Origin of the sequence: Psychrobacter sp. DWR1-2-3 (assembly GCF_049896465.1) — a bacterium.
Classification (GTDB): domain Bacteria; phylum Pseudomonadota; class Gammaproteobacteria; order Pseudomonadales; family Moraxellaceae; genus Psychrobacter; species Psychrobacter maritimus.
This window is the reverse complement of the sequence record NZ_JAFCUJ010000002.1, coordinates 621361-643821: the sequence shown is the minus strand read 5'-3', so window position 1 is coordinate 643821 and position 22461 is coordinate 621361. Positions and strand designations below refer to the sequence as shown.

Below are 22461 nucleotides of genomic sequence, written 5' to 3'. Positions count from 1 at the left end.
AGATAGTTTCTATAAAGAGTAATATATTTGATAATGCATGATATCTAGTAATGCTACTTAGTCATAGCATTTAAGTTAAGCGGTCATTTTTTACTCTAGGCTGTCAATTTTGATGATATTCGCAATAATTACACAGGGTGTCACATGGCTGTGAGAATTTAGTGATAGGCTGAAATTATCATAACAGAAGGCTGCTAAAAGTCTTAGATTAAACCAGATGTAAAATACTTAACTGATAAAAGCACGACTTGTTTCAATTTATATGATAACTGTTTATCTACGAGAGCAGCACTTTATAATTAAATGATACATCACCGTTAAGCGTCATTTTATGATGGCATGATGAAAATCATACCTGACCATGACGATATAGACGATAATAGTATCACTAAGGAATATCATGAAAAGATTATGGGGAAAAGGGCTGTTGGCTCTATTGATGAAAAGCGCTAGCGTGACTGCGATAGTGGCGGCTGCCAGTACCATGACTATCAGCGCGCAAGCGGCAACCATGACCGAAGCTTTGGTACAAAATTATGCGACGGCCATGAAGTCAGCAGCCAATAGCCAAAGTCTTAATCAGGTCGCGCGCCTCGTATCTGACGATGCGCTGATTTCTATGTCAAGAAAAGGTAAGTCTACCAGTCTTGACAAAGATGCTTATCTAAAATTACTGCAAAACAGTTGGAGTAATACCTCAAATTATCGCTACGATATCAATGTGGATAATATTGTCATTACCGGTGAGCAAGCAAAAGCCAATGTCACTACCAATGAAAGTTGGGTAAAAGATGGGCAAAAGGTCTCATTTGTTACGACATCGAGAGTAACGCTTACTTTATCGACTGGTAATGCGGTGCTTTTACGCGCTGTGTCACAAGTGGCGATTAATTAATCATTACTACTTTATTAGTAAGTAATGTCATTAGTCATCAATGAGCCATCGCTAGCAGAGTTAGTTAGTAAATCGTATAAATAATATCGCTATTCAGCCATTGAAAGATAGAGTGGATTAAATTCTACTCATTATCTTTCATAATAGGCTGGTCTTTGTTTGATATTGCGTACTATACTGTCGATTAACTTTATTTTATCACTTATTGTTGTTAGGAAACTTCCACTATCATGTCTACTGTGTCATCAAAATCTCGCTCATTTATCGCTTTACCACTGACGCTTGCGGTGTCGACTTTACTTATCAGCGCTTGTAGTAATACGTCGGCGGTGAAAAAGACGGGTGCGACCGGCAGCTCAGCTGTGGTTACTAAGCGTCCTGTCGCTCAAGTTACTAAGCCAAGTACGGGCGCTGATTATTCAACGGCGTTCTTGGATGCTGAAAGCCTAGATGAGCTGGCTGATTTATTAGAAGCCACCGACATGACTATGGTTGAAGGTAATAAACTTGCCATTCAACAATATGGTGATTTATGGAATCGCTTGCGGGCAGGCTACCGTATGAATGGTGGTCAACCTGTTTATAATCAGCGTATTGAAGCGCAAAAAGGTTGGTTTACCAGTCGTCAAGACTATCTCAACCGTTTGACCGCGCGTGCCAGTCGCTACCTTTACCATACCGTTCGAGAAGCCGAGCGTCGTAATATTCCAACCGAACTTGCGTTATTGCCTGTCATTGAGAGCTCCTACGATCCAAGTGGTACCAGTAGTGCGGCGGCAGCAGGTTTATGGCAGTTTATCCCGAGTACAGGGCGTATCTATGGTCTAAATCAAAGTAGCACTTATGATGGTCGCCGTGATGTGATTGAATCAACACGTGCCGCTTATGACTTTTTGACCGCACTGCATAACCAGTTCGGTAGTTGGGAGCTGGCACTAGCCGCTTATAACGCCGGTCCTGGTCGTGTGCAAAAAGCCATCGATGCCAATGCTGCTCGTGGCTTGCCGACCGATTACTGGTCACTAAGACTGCCAACAGAGACCATGAACTATGTACCGCGCTTTTTAGCAGTTGCTGAAATCGTCGCCAAGCCTGAGCAATATGGTGTTTATCTGCCTGCTATTGCTAACCGTCAGCATTTCCGTAGTGTGCCAGTAAATTATGGCGTCAGCTTAGCTGAAGTCGCACAGGTGACCGGTGTCAGTTATGACGAGCTAGAAAGACTGAATACCGCGCTGACTTCAGCTCGTATTGATTCATCTGGTCCACAGCGTATCATTATTCCTAATGATGTCAGCTTGACGACAGATGCGAAGCTGAGCGCCTTGAGAGGGAATGGCAGTAGTAATGTGATTGCTTCTAGTAACACTAGCAGCAGTAGCACGCCAAGCTATTCAGGCTCTACTTCTACCACGCCGAGCTATAACAATAAACCTTATACTAGCGGTGGATCATTACCTTCTACCGGTAGCGCCCTTGCTGATTATGCGGCAAGCGCTAGTGTGCCGCAGCAAACCACCAGCTATATTCCGCCGACGGTTTCACCGACGAGCAGCTCTGTTTATAGCAGCAATACCTCATTCCGTACTGAGCCACCGCTGACTTCTGCAGAAACCAAAAAGATTAACGCTGAGCTAAAAAGCAGTAATAGCTTACCGACCACATCGGCACAAATCACGCAAAACAATACTATCATTCAAGAGCCACCACTAAGCAAAGAAGAGCGCGATTTCATTGCCAGTCAGATTCGCATCAGTACGCCTGAAACCAAAGTCATTAATGCCGATGGTAATATCAATTTATCAGCCGTACAGACGCAGCAGTCAGTGTTAGAGGCCAGTGGTCAAGAAAAGAAATTAAGTTTCCCAAAAACCTCGGTTAGTAAGCCAAAACCACAAGGCACGCGTAGCACTTATACGGTAAAACGTGGCGATACCTTGGCAAATATCGCCAGTCGTGCGGGCGTCAGCTGGCGTGATATCGCTGAATGGAACCAAATAGATGCTAGCGCCAATCTGCTAGCGGGCAGCACGTTATACTTATATAACGCCAAATCTATCGAGCCATTGAGCAATGCCAGTACTACAGCGGCAAGCCAGCCTGAAAGCTATGTGGTACAAGGTGGTGATACGCTTATCGGTACGGCCAATCGCTTTGGTTTATCGGTGACTCAGCTGGCTACTTATAATAATTTGAGCAGTAGAGCGGACTTGCTACGCGGTCAAAAACTATGGCTGGTTCCTGGTAAAGTGACCGCGCCTGCAACCACGCCTGCTGCACCATCGACCAAACCTAGTAAATCGAGCACGGCAACCAAGAATTATAAAGTCAAACCCGGTGATGGTCTGATTGCTTTATCACGCCAGTTTAATGTGCCGACCACCACCTTGGCGACGTTAAATAATATGGGCACGACCGATTCACTATACGTTGGTCAAACCTTAAAAGTACCAGCCAATGTAGACTTTACGCCTGCGGCTGCTACGTCTAACAACACGTCGAATAGCACAAGCAGCAATACGACTGCCAGCACGTCAAGCTCAGTGGCAACGACCAATTATAAAGTCAAATCAGGTGATACTTTAATTGGTATTGCAAATAGCGTTGGCATTAGTCCTGAAGAATTGGCAGCTGTGAATAGCAACTTTGATGCTAAAGCTCGCTTGCAACGTGGTCAAACGATTAAAGTACCGGTCACTAAAGATTTGGTAGATCGTCAGCTCAATGACAAAGCAGTCAGTTATAAAGTCAAATCGGGCGATACCTTGACGGGCGTCGCGCAGCGTTACAATATCGGCTTGGGTGATTTGGCAGCCGCCAATAATTTGAAAACCAATTCTAATTTAATCCTTGGTCGTACGATTACCATTCCTGCCAATGGCACAGTAAGCGCTCCTAGTACAGCTAATAGTAATACTAGTAGCACTAGTAACAAGAGCACCAGCAGCGCCGGTGCAGAAACCACAAGCAGTAGCGGTAAAAAACTTGGTAATACTGAGAGCTACAAAGTTAAATCGGGCGATGGTCTTATTGCCTTAGCGCGTCAGTTTGGCATCTCAGTAGAAGACCTAGCAGCGACAAACGATTTGGCGACCAATGCCCAGTTACAACGTGGTCAAACGATTAAAGTACCAAAAGCGACGGTAAGCTATACCGTTGGCTCAGGCGATAGCTTGATTGGATTGGCACGTAAATATGGTGTCTCAACCAAAGAGCTTGCGGATATGAATAATATCGCTGTAGATACCATGCTACAACGCGGTCAACGTTTAACCGTACCGAATCGCTAATGTAGAATGTAGCCGTATTTAATAAATTTTAAGCATTAAAAAAAGCTGCTCTTTTATAAGAGCAGCTTTTTTATTGACAAAGTTTTTTATTAACAAGACTCTATACGTATTATATTTAAAAGCTTTTACTAACAGTCTTTTCAAAAGAAAAGTTATTAAACCGTTTGAGTTTTAATGGTCTCAAGATAACTTCTAATATTACTCACATAATGCATCGCTTGACCATAACGGCTATTTGAGGCTCTATTCTCAGATAAGTAGGCATATATATTTGCCCAGCTTTTATCATCGATTCCTTGCGCCCTTAATTTACGCTGGATACTTTTTACCGCATTAGGACCCATGTTGTAACCTGCTAGGGCAAACCAGATGCGGTCGGTCTTTGGTACATCGGCGAAGTCCTCTTTGACTTGTTCCAAATAACGCGCGCCGCCACCGATACTTTGATAAGGGTCAACGCGGTCAGAGACGCCCATCGCTTTGGCCGTATTATTGGTCAGCATCATAATACCGCGTACGCCTGTTGGAGACACAGCATTGGCATTTAGATGCGACTCTTGATAACCCATAGCGACGAGCAGCTCCCAATCATGGTTGTAATTGCGCGCTTGCTCTTGAAACGAAGACTGATAGTCGGGCAGTTTCTCGGTCAAGGTTTTCTTAAAATGGTCTTGGCTATAAGCGTCTTTTAATAAATTCTGATTATAAAACGCGGCCAGTTTCTGAGTATGCTCAAGCTTCATGCTATCACATAAAAAATAGCTGGCTTTTTGTGATAACGGGTCATTGGCTGAATTAAACGTCCAACTGACTTTAGGATGTAGACCATTTTTGGTCAAGCTGGCGTCATAGCCGCAGCTGACATTGACTGAAGATAAGCTCAATTGGCTTTTTAGTTGGGTGCTGGCAGTGGTCAATGCCATATCGGCATCGCCTGATTTTAACGCTCTTAATGCCGCTTCTTCACTGGCATAAGCTTTTAAATCGATCTTTACCCCAAGCTCGTCAGCATAACTACGCACCAAGTCGTAGCCGAAACCGTGCTGAAAGCCATCAGTCGCAAAGTAGGTGCTATCACCTGGCACGGCAGCAATGGTCAGAGTGTTCTCCAGCATGACATGGTCATAAGCTGGTATGGGTGCGCCCATCGTCATCAGACTCTCAGCAGGTAGAGAGAGCATGGCGATGCTAGATACTTGTGCCAACTTCTTAGTTTTAGAGAAATTAGTTTTGGCAAAACGAGCGACTTTAATAGGTGCAACGACTGGAACGATGTTACTTTTGGTGTGCAGTAGGCGCTTAGATGGACGCAGTAAGTATGAGATACGGCGTTTGGCCCCTTGCGCAGATACTTTCACACGATAAGTAATACGCTGCATGGATGTCTCCTAGTTTTAGCCATCCTGCATACCATAAAAACGCCTCGTCAATTCATGCTGCTTATATATGCTTATCAAAAGCGTATTGCTATATAAGCGGCATAAACTGGCGTTGCATTTTAGATAATATCGCTCTTATCAATAAAATAAGGAACAATGTCATCTTGTTTACATATAGTGGGGCTAACATGCATTATATAAGCGTTAGCACTCAAGTCTCTTAATCAGCTAGCCAATACCCAATGCCGTCTTTGTTTAAACTTTTTTAAAATAGAAATCATCTTAAACACTATTCTAAAAAAAGACGCTCTAAAAAAAAGACGCTCTAAAAAAAAGACGCACAACACCGCGAAGGGTATAAATCGGATGATTCCTTCATCGATGTTAGGGTTGCTACTGAATAAAAGACCCGTTATTCAACTATCGTAAACATAGGTAAGGTCATGAATAAGTTATTGAGACAAAAACGTCGGATAAGTGCGGTACAGCTGCACTTAATCGTTGCAACGCTCATATTACTAACCAGCTACTCTTTAAATAGTTTGTAGTAGGGTAAATGGTGAATAATATGGACTGTCCAGCGATAAAAACAAGCAAACATTCTATCTAACTACTCATTAACAATAAGTAGCAGATAAACTTTGCTTAAGCAGTATCGCGACGCTAAAAACAGGGCAGAGTATTTGATTAGAAAGCTATTTAATTAGAAAGCCAATTAATTAGAAAACTAATTAATCAAAGAAACTAATTAAAAACTAACCATACAAAAATAATATTTGATTGCTCACTGCCAAAAACCTAATGAGTTAAAAATAGGCTTTTAGACGATAAACACTGTTTTAGCACCATAACCGGAAGCTATAAAAATGGGAAGTCTCATGACAAGACGTTCTTTCTTCAGGTACTAATATGCGGATATTCATCATATTATTCAAGTAGGGTTAATAAATTAGCGATAAAACTTAACAATAGCGCTATAAACGGTAAAAAAAGACCTCGTTTTTACTAATCTGCTGACAATAAACGTCATAAAAAGCGATTGCGATAGGGAATAAAGCGCCTGCATGGCGCTTAAAATGTGAAAAATGAGCATTTAAACAGCGCTGAAACAGCGTTAGAACCACGAAAATTATCATAAATACGATAAATTGGCTGAATGATTAGGCTGGATTATCGATATCTATGAAAGTCACCGGTAAGCCAAATTGCTCAGCAACCAGTTCACCCAATGCTTGAATGCCGCCACGCTCTGTTGCATGATGGCCACAAGCAAAATAATCAATACCAAGCTCACGGGCAATATGTGTGGTGCGCTCTGATATCTCACCTGAGATAAACGCATCGCAGCCCATCAGGGTCGCTTGTTCAATCATATCTTGCGCGCCGCCGGTGCAGATACCCACCCGTTCGATAAGCCTGTCATTTTGCCCATCAGATTGATTGGTATCTGAAGTTTGATAATGAGCAGAGATATGTAAGGGCAGGCGTCCTAGCGCGTCGGTAATCTGGGTGATTAGACTTTGAGCACTTTGCGGTGTGCAAGTGGCGATATTACCAACCGGATGTGATTCGGTAGGATAAAGCGCGCCAATGATGCTCATATCAAGTAGCTCAGCCAGTTTGGCATTGTTACCAATGCGAGGATGGGCGTCAAGCGGCAGATGATAGCCAATCAAAGAGATGCCATGTTGCATCAGTTTGCGGATACGCTGACCTTTCATACCTGTGATGGGCGCAGGCTCGCCTTTCCAAAAATAACCATGATGCACCAAAATGGCATCGGCATTATCAGCAATCGCGGCGTCAATCAACGCCTCACAAGCAGTGACACCCGTAACGATGCGCTGGATAGGTCGACCGCCATCTACCTGTAAACCATTGGGAGCATAGTCTTTAAAGGCTGGCGCCGATAGGTATTCGTCACAAAATTCTGTTAAAGCTTGCACGCTAATCACCGTATCTGATATCTGGGTTGAAGATTCGCTTGCGGATGGGTTCAAGGTATTGTGCGCGGTCATGGAGTTTCCTTATAATTGTCGCAGTTCTGCACTATATTGGTTTTATCATTGGTTTTATAACGGCTTTGATTTTTACTGCTTAAATGGTTTAAGTGTTTATAGTAAATAATCAAAATACCAATTTATAAATTATGTATGTTATAAATAATCTGGGTTTCTATCATCGCCATTTTAGCATGGCACTGTAAAAGAGTAGACAAGGCGAATAACTGAAACGGTACACGATGCGTTACTATTTGCGCGTGTTGCCAGTTATAATTTGCATACCTGAGCCTATATGATTCATAGCGCGTATCCTATCTGGTTTTGCGCCCAATCACAGCGGACTGCTCAGAAATATTTTGGCTTATTCATCATTTACTGTTTTGTAAAAGCTATTTTTACAAAGCTATTGTTACTTTTACAAAAACATCGTTACAAATACTGTTTCTAAAATAATATAGAGGTTTTTATATGTCGTCATCTCGGAACGCCAATGACAAGGCTGGTCTGGTAAAATGGTTACCTTGGATTTTGTTACTTGTAGTCACTGTAGCATTTATCTGGTTGTTTGCGAGTATGAAGGCGGCATCAGAGCAGGCTTGGGAGCCACCTAGAACCACGCCTGCTGAGCAGCAAGCCTCAGCGCCTGTGGCAGATACGCCAGCGCCGATTTCCTCTTATCATAATGCGGTTGCCCGTGCCTCGCAGTCTGTGGTGAACATTTATACCACCCAAACGATGGCTGAGCATCCTTATATGAATGATCCAGTGTTGCGCCGCTTCTTTGAGTTTCATGGTGGCCCATCACAAGAGCAGGGCAATACCAACTTAGGCTCTGGCGTAATTGTGTCAGAAGATGGCTATATCGTCACCAACGCCCATGTCATCGAAAAAGCCGATGAGATTACCGTCGCCTTTAATGACGGGCGTAAGAGCCGCGCGCAAATCATTGGTACTGATCCTGACAGTGACTTGGCGGTGATTAAAGTTGATATGACGGGTCTGACGCCACTTGGTTTCCGTGAAGATCCTATTCGCGTGGGCGATTTAGCGCTAGCGATTGGCAATCCGTTTGGCGTTGGTCAAACGGTCACCCAAGGGATTATCTCAGCAACAGGTCGTACGGGGCTTGGGGTTAATAAGTTTGAAGACTTTATCCAAACCGATGCCGCTATCAACCCGGGTAACTCAGGTGGCGCGCTGGTGGATGCGCACGGTGAATTGGTCGGCATCAATACGGTGATTTTCTCGCGTTCTGGTGGCTCGATGGGTATCGGCTTTGCCATTCCTACGGCTATCGTTGAGCAAGTGATGAATGCACTGATTAAAGATGGTAAGGTCAGCCGTGGTTGGTTAGGGATTGAGATACAGTCACAATTACGCGACCCAACCCAGCTAGAAACCTCGACTGGGGTAGAAGTGCTAAACGTCGTTCCTAAGAGCCCTGCTGCTAAAAGTGGTCTACGCGTTGGTGATATCGTCCTGACGATTGACGGCGTTGAGATGACGGATGCCAATACTTTGATTCAGTATGTTGCTCGTAAAGCACCGAATACCACGCTCAACGCGCAAATCTTACGCCGCGGTAAAAATGCCCAAGTGAAGATATTACTAGAGGAACGTCCGGCGCAAGAGCCCATGGCGAGCCCTGTCGTGATTCATGATGAAACGCTTGGCGGTATGGAAGATCCAAGTCTACAAGGTGATAGAGCAGAAGTACCTATGATGTCAGAAGCTGAACGTGACCGTATGCGTGAAGAGTTGCTACAGTTATTTGAAAGAGATGGCGCACCTTTATAGTGCTATGCTTTATAACGTCATGCTCTATACGTAAAGTTTAATCAAAACAGTTTTAGAGTGTTATAAATAATAAAAAAGCGCGTTATCTTAAAGATAACGCGCTTTTTTTATCGGGCTTTTTAAATAACAGCTTTCTTTAAATAATGGCTTTTATTGATGACAGCTTCTATTAATAGCAGCTTATATTAACAACGGCTGCTATTTTGCAAAAGACTCATCATTGATATAAATCACCCCTTGTACCCGACAGCAGCAGGGCAGGATTTCATCTTTTTCAATCATGGCAAGTGGCTCAAACGGATAATCAATAACGTGTGAGCTGGCGATGCGCTTGATGCGGCAACTGCCACAATAACCTTCCTTACATTGATAATTGATATCATGTCCGGTGCGTAGCAATCCATCGAGCAGACTTTCGTCATCATGCAAGTAGAATTGCTTCTTACTCGTCATTACCCAAGTCATAATTCAACCTTCTCTTAATTTTCCCATCGTATTGACAGTCAATGTGATGGTTCTTTTAAATGATAAAATCTTGCTAAAATAACATTGGCCTAACCTTAAAATAGTAAGGTTAAGCCATTACAATCACGCGATTAACTTTTAACTCTATTTAAGCTAAAAGCTTTTAAAGTTCAAAATCATCAAAATCGCTGTCTGATAAATCTGAGTCAATTTGACCGACCAAGTACGAGCTGATTTCAGTTTCTTGCGGCGCCACTTGGACATTATCAGAAGACAACCACGTATTAATCCACGGAATCGGATTTGATTTAGAGTTCGGGAATGCCACTGGCAAGCCAACCGCTTCCATACGTAAGTTGGTGATAAATTCGATATATTGGCAAAGAATGTCTTTATTGAGCCCAATCATTGAGCCGTCTTTAAACAGATAACCTGCCCATTCTTTTTCTTGCTCAGCCGCTTTGGTAAAGATATCGATGCTTTCTTGATAGCACTCATAGGCAATATCGACCATCTCTGGGTCATCTCTGCCATTACGCATCAAGTTTAGGATATGCTGTGTACCGGTTAAATGTAGCGCCTCATCACGGGCGATTAATTTAATAATCTTGGCATTGCCTTCCATCAGCTTACGCTCAGCAAAGGCGAACGAGCAGGCAAACGACACATAAAAGCGAATGGCTTCTAAGACGTTAACCGCCATCAAGCATAAATACAGCTGTTTTTTCAGCGATTTTAAGCTAACGGTCACTTCTTTGCCATTGACGGTATGCGTGCCTGCGCCATACATATTGTAGAGCTGTGAGTTATAGTACAAGTCATCGTAGTACTTGGCGATGTCAGCCGCGCGCCCTAAAATATGCTCGTTTTGCATGATGTCATCAAAGACAATACCCGGATCATTGACGATATTACGAATGATATGAGTATAGCTGCGCGAGTGAATGGTCTCAGAAAACGTCCACGTCTCAATCCACGTTTCAAGCTCAGGAATAGACACCAGTGGCAATAGCACCACGTTTGGGCTACGACCTTGGATAGAGTCGAGTAGGGTCTGATACTTTAGGTTACTGATAAAGATATGCTGCTCATGTGACGACAGATTGCCATAGTCGATACGGTCGCGTGACACATCGACTTCTTCTGGACGCCAAAAGAACGACAGCTGCTTTTCAATCAACTGCTCAAAGATAGGATGCTTTTGTTGGTCATAACGCGCCACGTTGACCGGCTGACCAAAGAACATCGGCTCTTTTAGCGCATTGTTTGGCGTTTGAGAAAAAATCGAGTAAGTCATAGTTCCACCTTTATAAGTGATACAGTTGTGAATCAAAAGTTTTAAAATGCCGCCTGAAAAATACTTTCAAAAGGGCGTTATAAGTTCTCTAAAGATATTTGCGTTGGTTCTTGTCCATCATTCATATACGCTTTAAAAATCTCGCTAAGCTCACTATCATCCAATCCTTCCAGCTCATCGATAGCGCTCTTACGCAGTGTACTTAAATCTACCTCTGCGGCTTTCTGTGCTTCTTTTTTTAGCGGCTTTTTTACTGGTTTTTTTGCTTGTTTTGGCGCGTCCATCTTTGGCATTGCGCTGCTATTTAATTGCTGACGAACTTCCTCGATATCGACTTCTACTTGCACGATATGCGAGCCACCATCATTTAGTTCGGAAAATACATTAGGGATAAATAAACCACCGTCTTTGATGATTGCGGTATATTGCACGTCTATGACCTCCGTCATTTCTATTCTTTGTATGTTTCGATTATAGCGGTAAAGCCAAAGTATTTTACTTAATAAGCCAGCCATTATTATTCGCAATATTTTCGATTAAATCGAAATCCTGATCATGAAAATCCTGACCGATATCTATCTTGATTTCATTAATCAATCCTTTAACCTGTTGCCAATTCAAATAGCCGATAAAGTCTTCATGCTTACTATTGTTTATGTCGAATGACTCTTTAAATAGCATCGGCGGATGGTAACGTTTGCAATCATTTGGCGAGTCATGAATGACTTTCATAAATATACAATAACTTCTGTCGTCATCTGCGGTGAATCTTAATTCAAGCGAGCCACCATCACGGTAAATTATTGCACTAGCGGAGCTTTTATAGCTAACTGATAAAGGTAGCTGCATTTATATTCAACCTATTTAAACTCTTGAATCTCATTGGTGCGCTGGGCGCACCCTACAACTAGGTTTTTAACCCAGCCTACAACAACCGATACTTTCTAAAAGTAGGTTGGCGTCGAGGAACTACACTCAACAAATTATTAAATAGAAGTAGTTGGGTGTCGAAGGCTCCACCCAATCTACGCCTACTGCAAAAGCTTTATTTCTTATTTCTATTACCATCTACACTATCGAAAACAGAAACATGAATATCGATATTACGCTTATAATCTTCCATACAAGGTGTCAACGTCTGCGTTATATATTCACTTGAAGTATCATTAGACTGACTGGTTGCAGAGGTTTGAATATATTCATGAGCTATATCCATACCTGGTGGAGTTGTAGATTGTTCTGACATAATGTTAACCTATTATTTTTAATATGATTAGGATTAGCAAGGAAGTAAACAATAGGCTGATAAAACACCTTATTTTATTGGAAACTTTCCTGATGTGATTTTGTTTGTTAATAACAGTCTGATTCATGGAGTTTATTGATGCTTGGTATACAGTAATCAATACTCCCTTATACTTGTTTGCATCTAATTCAACAGTATTTCTTAATAGTTCTTCAATATTGTTAATTTTTTTAGATTCTACTAATTCAAAGCAGTCTAGGAGATATTTAAAGATTAATATCCCAAGAATCAAACTAAGTAGAGAAGTTGCTACGAATAACAATGTCAAAAGAAAACCAATAATCGAATTTAAGTGATCAAATACTAAGCTATCAGCAGCAGAGCTAGAAAGAACTACAAACAATCCTGTAGCTACTATCGAAATAACTAAAATGTATTTATTAGCTTTCTCATCGACGTTCCTTATCCTTTGAATACATTGAAGATACTCTTCTTTTAAAATAGAAATGCTTATATCGTATTTAGCTTCCCATTCACAATCATCGGTATTGCTATTCATTTTTTTACGATTGACTAAACGGTTCAAACTATTTTGGATCATTTTAAGTACCTGTCAGGCTTGACTTACTATGTAAACAGTAACGGAGTTATTAATAGAACCAAATGACTTTTCATGCCCTAAAATCTATATCTCATGAATTTCTCTCGCGAAACTAAATCTTACATGCACCGCCAGCACAATCATCTTCCATATCCGCTTGGGCATCGTTCGCACCATCACGGGTGTTATGGTAATACAAAGTTTTCACGCCAAGCTTATACGCCGTCAACAAGTCTTTTAGCAATACCTTCATCGGTACACGCTGACCATCAAAGCGCGTTGGGTCATAGTTGGTATTGGCAGAGATACTTTGATCGACGAACTTCTGCATGATAGCGACCAGCTTTAGGTAACCGTCATTGTTCGGCATTTGCCATAGTAGCTCGTACTGATCTTTTAGCTTGTCAATTTCAGGCACGACTTGCTTTAAGATGCCATCTTTTGACGCTTTGATAGAGACCAGACCGCGTGGTGGCTCGATACCGTTGGTGGCGTTGGCAATCTGACTAGAGGTCTCAGACGGCATCAAGGCGGTTAGGGTAGAGTTGCGCAGACCATGAGTGGTAATCTCAGTGCGTAGCGTTTCCCAATCGAGATGTAGCGGCTCTTGGCAGATTTGATCCAAGTCTTTTTTATAGGTATCAACCGGCAAGATACCTTGCGAGTAAGTCGTCTCGTTAAAGGCAGGGCATGCACCTTGCTCTTTTGCCAATTTGTTCGACGCTTTCAAGAGATAGTACTGTAGCGCTTCAAAGGTTTGATGCGTTAGACCAAGCGCGCTGCCGTCTGAATAGCGTACGCCATTTTTCGCCAGATAATACGCATAGTTAATCACGCCAACACCTAAGGTACGGCGACGCATACTGCCATTTTCAGCCGCTTTGACTGGATAGTCTTGATAGTCGAGCAGGGCATCAAGCGCACGGACGATTAATTCTGCTGGCTCTTCGATATCGCTAACGTTTTCAACTTTACCTAAGTTGACCGCTGATAGCGTACAAAGGGCAATCTCACCGGTTTCATCGTTGATGTTATCAAGTGGCTTGGTCGGTAGGGCGATTTCCATACACAGGTTTGACTGGCGAATCGGCGCAACTGTCGCATCAAATGGGCTATGCGTGTTGCAATGGTCAACGTTTTGGATATAGATACGACCGGTGCTGGCGCGCTCTTGCATCATCAGACTAAACAGCTCAGTGGCTGGAATTTGACGGCTACGAATGCTAGGGTCGTTCTCGTATTTGGTATATAGCTCTTCAAACTTGTCTTGGTCTTCAAAGAACGCATCATATAAGCCCGGGGTGTCGCTTGGTGAAAATAGCGAGATATCTTGACCTTTAATCAAACGGGTATACATGGTTTTGTTTAGCTGCACGCCGTAGTCCATGTGACGGACACGGTTGTCTTCAACGCCGCGGTTGTTTTTCAGTACCAATAGCGACTCAACTTCTAAATGCCATAATGGGTAAAATAACGTCGCTGCACCGCCACGCACGCCGCCTTGTGAGCAGCATTTAACCGCAGTTTGGAATAATTTATAAAAAGGAATACAGCCAGTATGCTGCGCTTCGCCGCCACGGATAGGGCTACCAAGGGCGCGGATACGACCAGCGTTGATGCCGATACCGGCACGCTGCGACACATAGCGTACGATGGCGCTGGTGGTGGCGTTGATAGAATCTAGGCTATCACCACATTCGATCAATACACACGAGCTAAACTGGCGCGATGGCGTACGTACGCCAGACATGATAGGTGTCGGTAGAGAGATTTTGAATTGTGAGGTTGCATCATAAAAGCGTTTAACGTAGTCGAGACGCTCTGACTTTTCATAGCTGGCAAACAAACACATACCAACCAGCATATATAAGAACTGTGGGCTCTCATAAACCGTTTTGCTGACGCGATCTTGCACGAGGTATTTACCCGCCATTTGCTCAACAGCAGCATAAGCAAGATTCATATCGCGCCAGTGGTCAAGATATTCTTCTAATTCATCAAATTCCGCACGGCTATAGTCAGCTAGGATATGCTGATCGTATTTACCGGCATCAGTCAGCTTTTTAACATGGTCATAAAGATGCGGCGGGGTAAATTTATTATAAGCAATCTTACGCAGATGGAAGATGGCCAAACGCGCGGCTAAATACTGATAGTCAGGCGTGGTTTCAGAGATAAGGTCAGCGGCAGACTTGATGATGGTCTCATGAATATCACGAGTTTTGATGCCTTCATAAAACTGAATGTGCGACTTTAGCTCAACTTGTGATACCGACACATTATCTAAATCATGAGCAGCCCACTCGATAACCTTGTGAATCTTATCTAAATCAATAGGCTCTAAACGTCCATCACGTTTGGTTACTTGGATTTTATCGATATGTGTCATGCTGACCTCGTAAGTTGATTGCTTGGCAATTAATTTATAATGATGCTTATAGTGTTACTTATAGTAATGCGGCGCGGTTAATACCGGCGGGTATTCTTTATCACGCTATCTTTATTACGCTATAACATCCTGTCACGGCAGAGTGTTTTTTTAGGCAAAACGATGCCGTTGCTCATAGTGAGGGTTTAAATCACTGAGCACTACATATAGCGTATTTGTTAGTAGGTGGACACAATATAGCGGGAAAATTTTGAAAATGCTATATTGATTTTAGCGGCAAACTATGTTGATGAGAGGGTAAAGCGTGTCCGAATTTTGGCAAAGGACGATGGGATAAGGGTTAGACGCCAATAAGAAAAATAATAAAAGTTTTGTAAAAAATGGCGCGAATTTACTTTTTATTGTCGGCTAAATTAACACGCGCAAATCTGCTGAATGGCGCGCATATTTCGGCTGGTGATTGTACCCCAGCCAATAGAAAATCGCCACCCATATGAGTGACGATTCGGACGAAAAACGGACTGGTTTTTCTTAAATTGATAAAACTATGATTAGACGACCATGCGTACCGTTTTTGCATTATCGAGTGATGCATAAAGCGTGTTTACTTGCTCAACGGTGGTCAAGTATAAATTGGCACGCACCGAATGGAAGCGTCCTGTTTTTGACGGTTTAACTTCCATAGACGCCAAATCAAACTCTGGAAACTGGCTACCAAGGATAAGCTTCACTTCATTGAGTAAGCTATCATGCTCGCCTTCATGACCGATGATGCTCAGTGGGTAGTTCATTGGGAACTGCCACAGCTCAGGATTTTGTACGTCGGTTTTTTTGCCTTTTAAGATACCGTCATTGGCGACCAGCTCAGTGACTTTGACCTCTCTTTTAGGCGTTTGATTTGGGTTAGTGGTGTCTTTTGGATCATCAGTCATGATGTTGTCCTTATCTTTGTGAAAATATGAGCTTATGGGTTATGCCGATAAGCGCTTTATGCACCATTTATAAGGACGCTCATCATATTATTCAAGTGTCACCAAACGTTAAGCGGTATTAAAATCGTTATTTTTTATAACCACATACCGCCACATAATCGCCGCGATCATAGCCTTCGATGACCTCTTGTACCTTGTCATTGGCATACATAGGATGGGTCAATAAAGTTTGCGCATATTCAAAGTCGACAAAACCATTGGCTTGCATTAACTCGATTTTCTCATCAGAGGTACGCCAGTTTGCTGACTTCACCAGCTCAATAGGATAAGGGTCAGCAGGGGAGATGTGTTCGAGTAGTGGATGCTCCCACGTATCTACCGCGCTGGCTAAATTGTATAAGCTGGCAAAACCGCTTTCTTTTGGCACATCAATCAGGATAAGCTTGCCGCCAGACTTTAGGGCATCAAAGGCCTTTTTAATACAGACATCCAAATCGCTGATATAGCTGACGCTGCCATTAAACATGATGATATCAAATTTATTAGGCGCAATCTCGCAGGTTTCGGCAGGGCTGATATCTACTTGCAAGCCGCGCTTTTCAGCGACTTCAGCCATATCTTTCGAAGGCTCGATACCATGCGTGATATGAATGCCGTAATCTTTGGCCAATAGTGATTCGAAAAGACCGCTACCACAGCCGATAGACAATATCTCGCTATCTTTATCTAAGAAATGAGCGACCAGTTTTAGCTCACTGGTCAGTAAGTTTTGGTTGTCAAAAAACCAGCTGTCGTACGCGCTTGCGTGTTCATCGAATGCTGCCATGGTGTTTCTCCTTGTTGATCGTTATTATTGGTCATTGTTTTTGATTTTAGAGGGCTTTTTTAGAATCAAGCTAGATTGAGTATAAGTTAAGACAAATCTAACGCCTGCTGCCAAAAATTAACTTCCATACGTGCGGCGGTGTTAAATAACCGCTGAAACTTGTCTGCTTGAGCAGGGCTGGCATCGACTAGCAGCGTATTAATTTGCGCTTCGTTCTGCGCGGTAATCGATAGAAACTCATCACTGGAAAACACATCAATCCATGGTTGATAAGGGTTGTTATCGATAAAACCCTCATCTTTGATACATCTGCCAATTTCTCCATAGCCCATTAAGCAAGGCGCAATAGCGGCATACAGTTCGGCCAGCGAGCCTGACATTGCAGCGTCTAATATATAGCGACTATAGGCGATGGTGACGGCAGATTCAGGGGCGTTTTCTACTTGTTCAAGTGGTATATTCCACTGACGGCAGAAATCCAAATACATAGCGATTTCCATATCGAGCATGGCATTGATACCTGCTTGACCGACGCGCATTTGTGCCAGCGTGTCACTCTTATATACGCTCAGCGCCATCACGCGGGTATAGTGAATTAAGTATAAATAGTCTTGCACAAGGTAGTGGCGAAAGCTGTCAGGGGCAAGCGTGCCAGCGGTCAGCTGCTTGACGAAATCATGCTGAATGTAATCATCCCATGTGGGACAATTGTGACGTAGCGTTTGGTAATCCATAGTTTTCACTTACTTTTATAAAACGCAAGCAAGCAAATGGCAGGAAACGAGAAGTGATAAGGCACAAAAAATTTGCCAGTCTAGGTTTAATAGATTGGCAAAATATGAAGTAAATGTGACTTATATATCGACACGCTTGTTTCCTACGTCAGTGCTAACTGCATCAGGTTCGCGGGTAACTCTCAGCCATGATTTTGATTGTAGTTAAAGCGTCAAAATCAAAGCACCCCGACAAGGTTTATTTTTTAATAATAAATATAAAATTTAAATGGTTTTGAGCTGCTGTTATTTAAGAAGTTGAGCCCTATGATAGGCGAACTCAGCCATCATTAGCAAGTGATGTCCAAACAACCATCAATAAAGGTAACTTAGATTTAAAAAGTTATTTTTTATCGAGCTGTTCAATAGCAGTGTGATAAAGCATCAGCATGGCTTTAAAACGGCGCTCATATAAGCCTTCTGCATATAGCAGCTCTACACTTAAGCTATCGATTACGCCTAGATAAGCATCGGTATACAGCTCTAGCTGCTCAGAGTCGAGCTGATAAGGCTGTAGAGCCAGCTGTATGTGCTCAGTCAACACCTTTATATAGACATTAAAAGTCGCCGCGCTGGTATCGGTCAAATGCACAGGTGCGGCATAGGCCATGCGAATTAAAAACCGTAAGGTAATCGCGCTTTCATAACGCGCTTCAAAAGCATGGCAATACGCTTCACCGGGAGTAGGAAATTCACTAGTCGTCGCAAAGCATGACTTAATAAACGCACATTCTGACTCGAGAGCATCTTGCAGTAATTCTAAAAATATCGCTTCTTTACTGGCAAAGTGCGTATAGAGAGAGGCTTTGCGGATGCCCACAGCCTTGGCAATATCACTGAGTGATGCGCCCTCATAGCCGTGCATAAAGAAAGGCTCAAACGCGGCATCAATGATACGTTGCTTAGCACTTGAACGTGGTTTATGGCTTTGCATAGGCCTCCTCTAATGATGGTGTGGCGACAGTGCTATAAGGTTTTAAGCTTCTAGAACCGAGATAGACCAATGCCAAAATAATCGGTCCCATGGCACCTAGCAAGATTAACCAGTATAAGGTGTTTATTTCGACCAATTGTCCCGCGATGGGCGTGGCAGTAGATGAGAGTAACATAGGAATGGCGCCCAATAAAGCCGCGCTTGAACCCAAAGCGCTGCGCTGCGAGTCCATTGCAATTGCCATCAACGTCGCTTCTAATACGCCAAGACCAAATAATCCCAAGGCAATGCCAGTGACAATACCGACCAAACCCATCGATAGCAGATAAGCGATGATGCAAACGGCACTACCCAGCATCATGACACCGGCACCGATTAAGGCCAAATGTGACGCCGATATTTTTTTGACCAAATAAGCGGTGGAAGATGCACCTAAAATTAGACTGATACTGGTCAAGCCAAAGACAAAACCAAATTGCTCTAGGCTAAGACCATAGTCTGTTTGATAGACATAAGCAGAACCACCGATGTAGGCAAACAAAAAGAAATACACCGCAGATAGCGCAAATAGATTAAAGACAAAGGTTTTGTTCTTTAATATGCCGACATAAATGCCTGTAATATTTTTTATATTTAATTGAATGCGCTTGTCTTTTGGCAAGGTTTCTTTGATATTCAACAGCGTATTAATCAGCACGATGATACCTAACGCCGCCAAAATAAACATGACGCCGCGCCAACCATAATGCGCACCGACGATACCGCCGATTGCTGGCGCGACGATTGGACCTAATGCCACAATGGTATTTAATAAAGCATAAATTTGTGCCGCTTTTGGTCCATCGACGAGATCGCGTACCATGCTCATCACCACCACGATAGCCATAGAGGCGCCAAGACCTTGCAAGATACGAGCAAAGATTAGGCTTTCAATACTTTGTGCCCACATCGCCCACACGGAAGCGCCAATATATGCCAGCAAGCCTGCAAATAATGGTGCTATTCGTCCTATGGCATCAGATACGGGACCAAATACCAGCTGTCCTAAACCCATAAAGATAAGAAAGACGGTCAACGTGATTTGCGTGGTGGCGTAGGAGGTATTGAGGTCTGTTGCCATATTCGGCATTGAGGCCAAATACATATCAATCGCTGCAGGGCCAAGCGCCACAATGATGGCAAGAGAGATGACGGTTTTGATACTGATGTGGTTTACATGGGTTTGTTTATTCATAAGAGTGCACTATTAACTATTTATCTATTTAATTTTTTAACTACCGAACGGTAGGTAGTTATACTCGATATTTTAAATAAAGGCAATATTTTTATGAATTAATTGCTTATCTCATGCTATAGCGGCTCTATATTTAATAAGTAAAAGCTAATAGCCATTAAATAACAGCCATTAAATAACAGGCACAAAAAAGCTGAGATATACTCAGCTTTTTTGGTTTGCCATTAGGCGTAATAAGATGTGCTTAGCACATACTCTTTAAATTAGTCATTTTCAAGGAATGAGCGTAAGTGCTCAGAACGTGAAGGATGACGCAATTTACGTAATGCTTTTGCCTCAATCTGACGGATACGCTCACGTGTTACATCAAACTGCTTACCAACTTCTTCTAAGGTATGGTCAGTTGGCATATCGATACCGAAACGCATTTTTAGGACACGTGCTTCACGCTCAGTCAGATTACCTAAGACGTCACGCGTCGCTTCACGCAGGCCAGCTGCGGTCGCATCATCGACAGGGCTTGAAATCGTACCATCTTCGATAAAGTCGCCTAGGTGCGAGTCTTCATCATCACCGATTGGCGTCTCCATAGAGATAGGCTCTTTGGCAATTTTTAGCACTTTACGGACTTTAACTTCGTCCATCTCTAAGCGTTCGCCTAATTCCTCAGGTGTCGGCTCGCGGCCCATTTCTTGTAGCAATTGACGTGAGACACGGTTTATCTTGTTAATGGTCTCAATCATATGCACAGGAATACGAATCGTGCGCGCTTGGTCAGCGATAGAGCGGGTGATTGCCTGACGAATCCACCATGTAGCATAGGTTGAGAATTTATAACCACGGCGGTATTCAAATTTATCAACTGCTTTCATCAGACCGATATTACCTTCTTGGATTAAGTCCAAGAACTGTAGACCACGGTTGGTATATTTTTTAGCGATAGAAATTACCAGACGCAAGTTAGCTTCGACCATCTCTTTTTTGGCACGGCGCGCTTTTGCTTCGCCAACGGCCATACGACGGGCGACGTCTTTCATGTCGTGGATTTTCATATCGAGCTGCTGCTCGTAATCACGAATTTTACGTTGTAGTAAAATCACATCGTCAGCGACTTTTTCTAGCGTACCCGCAAAAGCAGGCTTGCCTTTGATGCGCTCAATGAGCCAATCAACGTTGGTTTCATTGCTAGGGAAAGTTTTACGGAATTCATCACGCGGCATACGACCACGGCGAATCACCAAACGCATGATTTGACGCTCTTGCTTACGCACATCATCATAGACGTCATGCATGATAGCCATCACTTGGTCTGACAAGCGATTGTTAAGCTTTAACATCATAAAGCGTTCGGCAAGTAGGGCATAAGCAGCATCTGCTTCTACGCTACCACGGCCATAATCAAGCAAGGCTTGTTTGGCTTTAATAAATAAGTGTTCGATCTCTTCTAGACGTAAGCGTACTTCTTCTGGATCGATACCGCCGGTTTCTTCTTCGGCTTCTTCTTCAACTTCGACTTCATCGTCCTCATCATCATCGTCAAGCGCAGCTTTGGCATTGGCCTTTGGTTTGATAACTGGCGGATTCTCTTTTTCTTCTTTAATACGCTCACGCTCTTCTTTCGCCGCTTCTTTTGCTTCTTGGGCCGCGATTTTGTCTTCTTCGGTTTCAGGGTCTAAAAAACCTGTGATGACGTCAGACAATTTTTTCTCGCCATCTTGGACTTTTTGGTACTCGTCAAGGACGAACTGTACCGTACCCGGCCAATAAGACATCGCATGCTGCACGTCACGAATACCTTCTTCGATACGCTTAGCAATGGCAATCTCGCCTTCACGGGTTAAAAGGTCAACCGTACCCATTTCACGCATATACATACGTACAGGGTCAGTGGTACGACCAGGCTCAGTCTCGACCGAAGCCAAAACCGCCGCTGCCTCATCGGCTGCCATGTCATCATCGCTTGAATCATCGTTCATCAAGATGTCATCGGCGTCGGGCGCAGATTCAAAAATTTTAATGCCAACGTCCGTTAGCATTTGCACGATATCTTCAATCTGATCACTTTCAGTAATAGAGTCGGGCAGTTGGTCATTCACCTCAGCATAGGTCAAATACCCTTGCTCTTTACCCATTTGGATTAAGGTGGCCAGTTGAGATGTGGACTTAGAAACTGACTTATCGTTCATAAATACTCGCTTGCTTGTATCGGACATTTTTATATTGTGACTCGCTATCGCTTACGGGGTGCGTTGATATAATCAATCGATTCATCAAAATATGGCGTAAAGGTTGTCAATAATAACAAAAATGAGTGGATATGAATAAAGGCTCAAAATACTACAATTACAATACTAAAAAACCGCTAAAAATTGGTCATGCGCAAAATACTTCAAAATCATA

Annotated in this window: 18 protein-coding genes; 3 read left to right on the top strand and 15 right to left on the bottom strand. The window is 43.0% G+C overall.

Annotated features, from left to right (window positions below):
• Positions 1–400 precede the first annotated feature (400 nt).
• Together ACP7AA_RS05840 and ACP7AA_RS05835 are read left to right on the top strand one after the other, a co-directional pair.
• On the top strand, positions 401–895 hold the full coding sequence (locus tag ACP7AA_RS05840; protein ID WP_201565352.1) for a nuclear transport factor 2 family protein: 495 nt from the start codon (positions 401–403) through the stop codon (positions 893–895).
• Positions 896–1125: 230 nt separating this feature from the next.
• Positions 1126–4185, top strand: coding sequence for a LysM peptidoglycan-binding domain-containing protein (locus ACP7AA_RS05835; protein WP_426222911.1), 3060 nt, complete (start codon positions 1126–1128; stop codon positions 4183–4185).
• 155 nt (positions 4186–4340) lie between these two features.
• On the opposite strand, the gene ACP7AA_RS05830 is transcribed toward ACP7AA_RS05835, so the two are convergent.
• Together ACP7AA_RS05830 and ACP7AA_RS05825 are read right to left on the bottom strand one after the other, a co-directional pair.
• Positions 4341–5564 carry a transglycosylase SLT domain-containing protein gene (locus tag ACP7AA_RS05830; protein ID WP_201565350.1) on the bottom strand — a complete coding sequence of 408 codons (1224 nt, stop codon included), beginning with the start codon at positions 5562–5564 and terminating at the stop codon, positions 4341–4343.
• 1160 nt (positions 5565–6724) lie between these two features.
• Complete coding sequence (locus tag ACP7AA_RS05825; protein WP_426222910.1) at positions 6725–7582, bottom strand: Nif3-like dinuclear metal center hexameric protein; 858 nt, start codon at positions 7580–7582, stop codon at positions 6725–6727.
• Between the two features lie 453 nt (positions 7583–8035).
• Between ACP7AA_RS05825 and ACP7AA_RS05820 the strand changes: the two genes are divergently transcribed.
• The gene (locus ACP7AA_RS05820; protein WP_201624331.1) at positions 8036–9364 is read left to right on the top strand and encodes a S1C family serine protease; all 1329 of its coding nucleotides are present in this window, start codon (positions 8036–8038) and stop codon (positions 9362–9364) included.
• 198 nt (positions 9365–9562) lie between these two features.
• On the opposite strand, the gene yfaE is transcribed toward ACP7AA_RS05820, so the two are convergent.
• From yfaE to rpoD, 13 genes are all read right to left on the bottom strand, one after another.
• Positions 9563–9829 (bottom strand): class I ribonucleotide reductase maintenance protein YfaE, encoded by a 267-nt coding sequence (gene yfaE, locus ACP7AA_RS05815; protein WP_183617826.1) that lies wholly within the window; start codon positions 9827–9829, stop codon positions 9563–9565.
• Between the two features lie 163 nt (positions 9830–9992).
• Positions 9993–11126 (bottom strand): class Ia ribonucleoside-diphosphate reductase subunit beta, encoded by a 1134-nt coding sequence (nrdB, locus tag ACP7AA_RS05810; RefSeq protein WP_201565347.1) that lies wholly within the window; start codon positions 11124–11126, stop codon positions 9993–9995.
• Positions 11127–11203: 77 nt separating this feature from the next.
• Positions 11204–11575 (bottom strand): hypothetical protein, encoded by a 372-nt coding sequence (locus tag ACP7AA_RS05805; RefSeq protein ID WP_426222909.1) that lies wholly within the window; start codon positions 11573–11575, stop codon positions 11204–11206.
• 46 nt (positions 11576–11621) lie between these two features.
• Positions 11622–11858: a hypothetical protein gene (locus ACP7AA_RS05800; protein WP_426222908.1), complete on the bottom strand. Its 237-nt coding sequence runs from the start codon at positions 11856–11858 to the stop codon at positions 11622–11624.
• A gap of 313 nt (positions 11859–12171) precedes the next feature.
• Positions 12172–12372, bottom strand: a complete 201-nt coding sequence (locus ACP7AA_RS05795; RefSeq protein WP_426222907.1) for a hypothetical protein — start codon at positions 12370–12372, stop codon at positions 12172–12174.
• 4 nt (positions 12373–12376) lie between these two features.
• Positions 12377–12973 carry a hypothetical protein gene (locus tag ACP7AA_RS05790; protein ID WP_426222906.1) on the bottom strand — a complete coding sequence of 199 codons (597 nt, stop codon included), beginning with the start codon at positions 12971–12973 and terminating at the stop codon, positions 12377–12379.
• 112 nt (positions 12974–13085) lie between these two features.
• Entirely contained in the window at positions 13086–15362 is a 2277-nt protein-coding gene (nrdA, locus tag ACP7AA_RS05785; RefSeq protein ID WP_426222905.1) for a class 1a ribonucleoside-diphosphate reductase subunit alpha, read from the bottom strand.
• A gap of 551 nt (positions 15363–15913) precedes the next feature.
• Positions 15914–16294 carry a YbeD family protein gene (locus ACP7AA_RS05780; RefSeq protein WP_192524586.1) on the bottom strand — a complete coding sequence of 127 codons (381 nt, stop codon included), beginning with the start codon at positions 16292–16294 and terminating at the stop codon, positions 15914–15916.
• A gap of 127 nt (positions 16295–16421) precedes the next feature.
• A complete protein-coding gene (locus ACP7AA_RS05775; protein WP_426222904.1) occupies positions 16422–17120 on the bottom strand; it encodes a class I SAM-dependent DNA methyltransferase in 699 nt (232 codons plus the stop codon).
• Between the two features lie 86 nt (positions 17121–17206).
• The gene (tenA, locus tag ACP7AA_RS05770; RefSeq protein WP_426222903.1) at positions 17207–17854 is read right to left on the bottom strand and encodes a thiaminase II; all 648 of its coding nucleotides are present in this window, start codon (positions 17852–17854) and stop codon (positions 17207–17209) included.
• Between the two features lie 382 nt (positions 17855–18236).
• On the bottom strand, positions 18237–18827 hold the full coding sequence (locus tag ACP7AA_RS05765) for a TetR/AcrR family transcriptional regulator (protein WP_426222902.1): 591 nt from the start codon (positions 18825–18827) through the stop codon (positions 18237–18239).
• Positions 18814–20061 (bottom strand): multidrug effflux MFS transporter, encoded by a 1248-nt coding sequence (locus ACP7AA_RS05760; RefSeq protein ID WP_426222901.1) that lies wholly within the window; start codon positions 20059–20061, stop codon positions 18814–18816. Before ACP7AA_RS05760 ends, ACP7AA_RS05765 begins: the two co-directional genes overlap by 14 nt.
• 263 nt (positions 20062–20324) lie before the next feature.
• Positions 20325–22247, bottom strand: coding sequence for an RNA polymerase sigma factor RpoD (gene rpoD, locus ACP7AA_RS05755; protein ID WP_201563538.1), 1923 nt, complete (start codon positions 22245–22247; stop codon positions 20325–20327).
• Between the last annotated feature and the right edge of the window lie 214 nt (positions 22248–22461).

Excerpts from the sequence above, each read along its gene's own strand:
- ACP7AA_RS05805 (WP_426222909.1), bottom strand. The coding sequence starts at position 11,575 with ATGACGGAGGTCATAGACGTGCAATATACCGCAATCATCAAAGACGGT.
- tenA (WP_426222903.1), bottom strand. The coding sequence starts at position 17,854 with ATGGATTACCAAACGCTACGTCACAATTGTCCCACATGGGATGATTAC.
- ACP7AA_RS05760 (WP_426222901.1), bottom strand. The coding sequence starts at position 20,061 with ATGAATAAACAAACCCATGTAAACCACATCAGTATCAAAACCGTCATC.
- ACP7AA_RS05835 (WP_426222911.1), top strand. The coding sequence starts at position 1,126 with ATGTCTACTGTGTCATCAAAATCTCGCTCATTTATCGCTTTACCACTG.
- ACP7AA_RS05830 (WP_201565350.1), bottom strand. The coding sequence starts at position 5,564 with ATGCAGCGTATTACTTATCGTGTGAAAGTATCTGCGCAAGGGGCCAAA.
- ACP7AA_RS05795 (WP_426222907.1), bottom strand. The coding sequence starts at position 12,372 with ATGTCAGAACAATCTACAACTCCACCAGGTATGGATATAGCTCATGAA.
- ACP7AA_RS05800 (WP_426222908.1), bottom strand. The coding sequence starts at position 11,858 with ATGAAAGTCATTCATGACTCGCCAAATGATTGCAAACGTTACCATCCG.
- nrdB (WP_201565347.1), bottom strand. The coding sequence starts at position 11,126 with ATGACTTACTCGATTTTTTCTCAAACGCCAAACAATGCGCTAAAAGAG.
- yfaE (WP_183617826.1), bottom strand. The coding sequence starts at position 9,829 with ATGACTTGGGTAATGACGAGTAAGAAGCAATTCTACTTGCATGATGAC.
- ACP7AA_RS05775 (WP_426222904.1), bottom strand. The coding sequence starts at position 17,120 with ATGGCAGCATTCGATGAACACGCAAGCGCGTACGACAGCTGGTTTTTT.
- ACP7AA_RS05840 (WP_201565352.1), top strand. The coding sequence starts at position 401 with ATGAAAAGATTATGGGGAAAAGGGCTGTTGGCTCTATTGATGAAAAGC.
- ACP7AA_RS05790 (WP_426222906.1), bottom strand. The coding sequence starts at position 12,973 with ATGATCCAAAATAGTTTGAACCGTTTAGTCAATCGTAAAAAAATGAAT.
- ACP7AA_RS05765 (WP_426222902.1), bottom strand. The coding sequence starts at position 18,827 with ATGCAAAGCCATAAACCACGTTCAAGTGCTAAGCAACGTATCATTGAT.
- nrdA (WP_426222905.1), bottom strand. The coding sequence starts at position 15,362 with ATGACACATATCGATAAAATCCAAGTAACCAAACGTGATGGACGTTTA.
- ACP7AA_RS05825 (WP_426222910.1), bottom strand. The coding sequence starts at position 7,582 with ATGACCGCGCACAATACCTTGAACCCATCCGCAAGCGAATCTTCAACC.
- ACP7AA_RS05820 (WP_201624331.1), top strand. The coding sequence starts at position 8,036 with ATGTCGTCATCTCGGAACGCCAATGACAAGGCTGGTCTGGTAAAATGG.
- rpoD (WP_201563538.1), bottom strand. The coding sequence starts at position 22,247 with ATGAACGATAAGTCAGTTTCTAAGTCCACATCTCAACTGGCCACCTTA.
- ACP7AA_RS05780 (WP_192524586.1), bottom strand. The coding sequence starts at position 16,294 with ATGACTGATGATCCAAAAGACACCACTAACCCAAATCAAACGCCTAAA.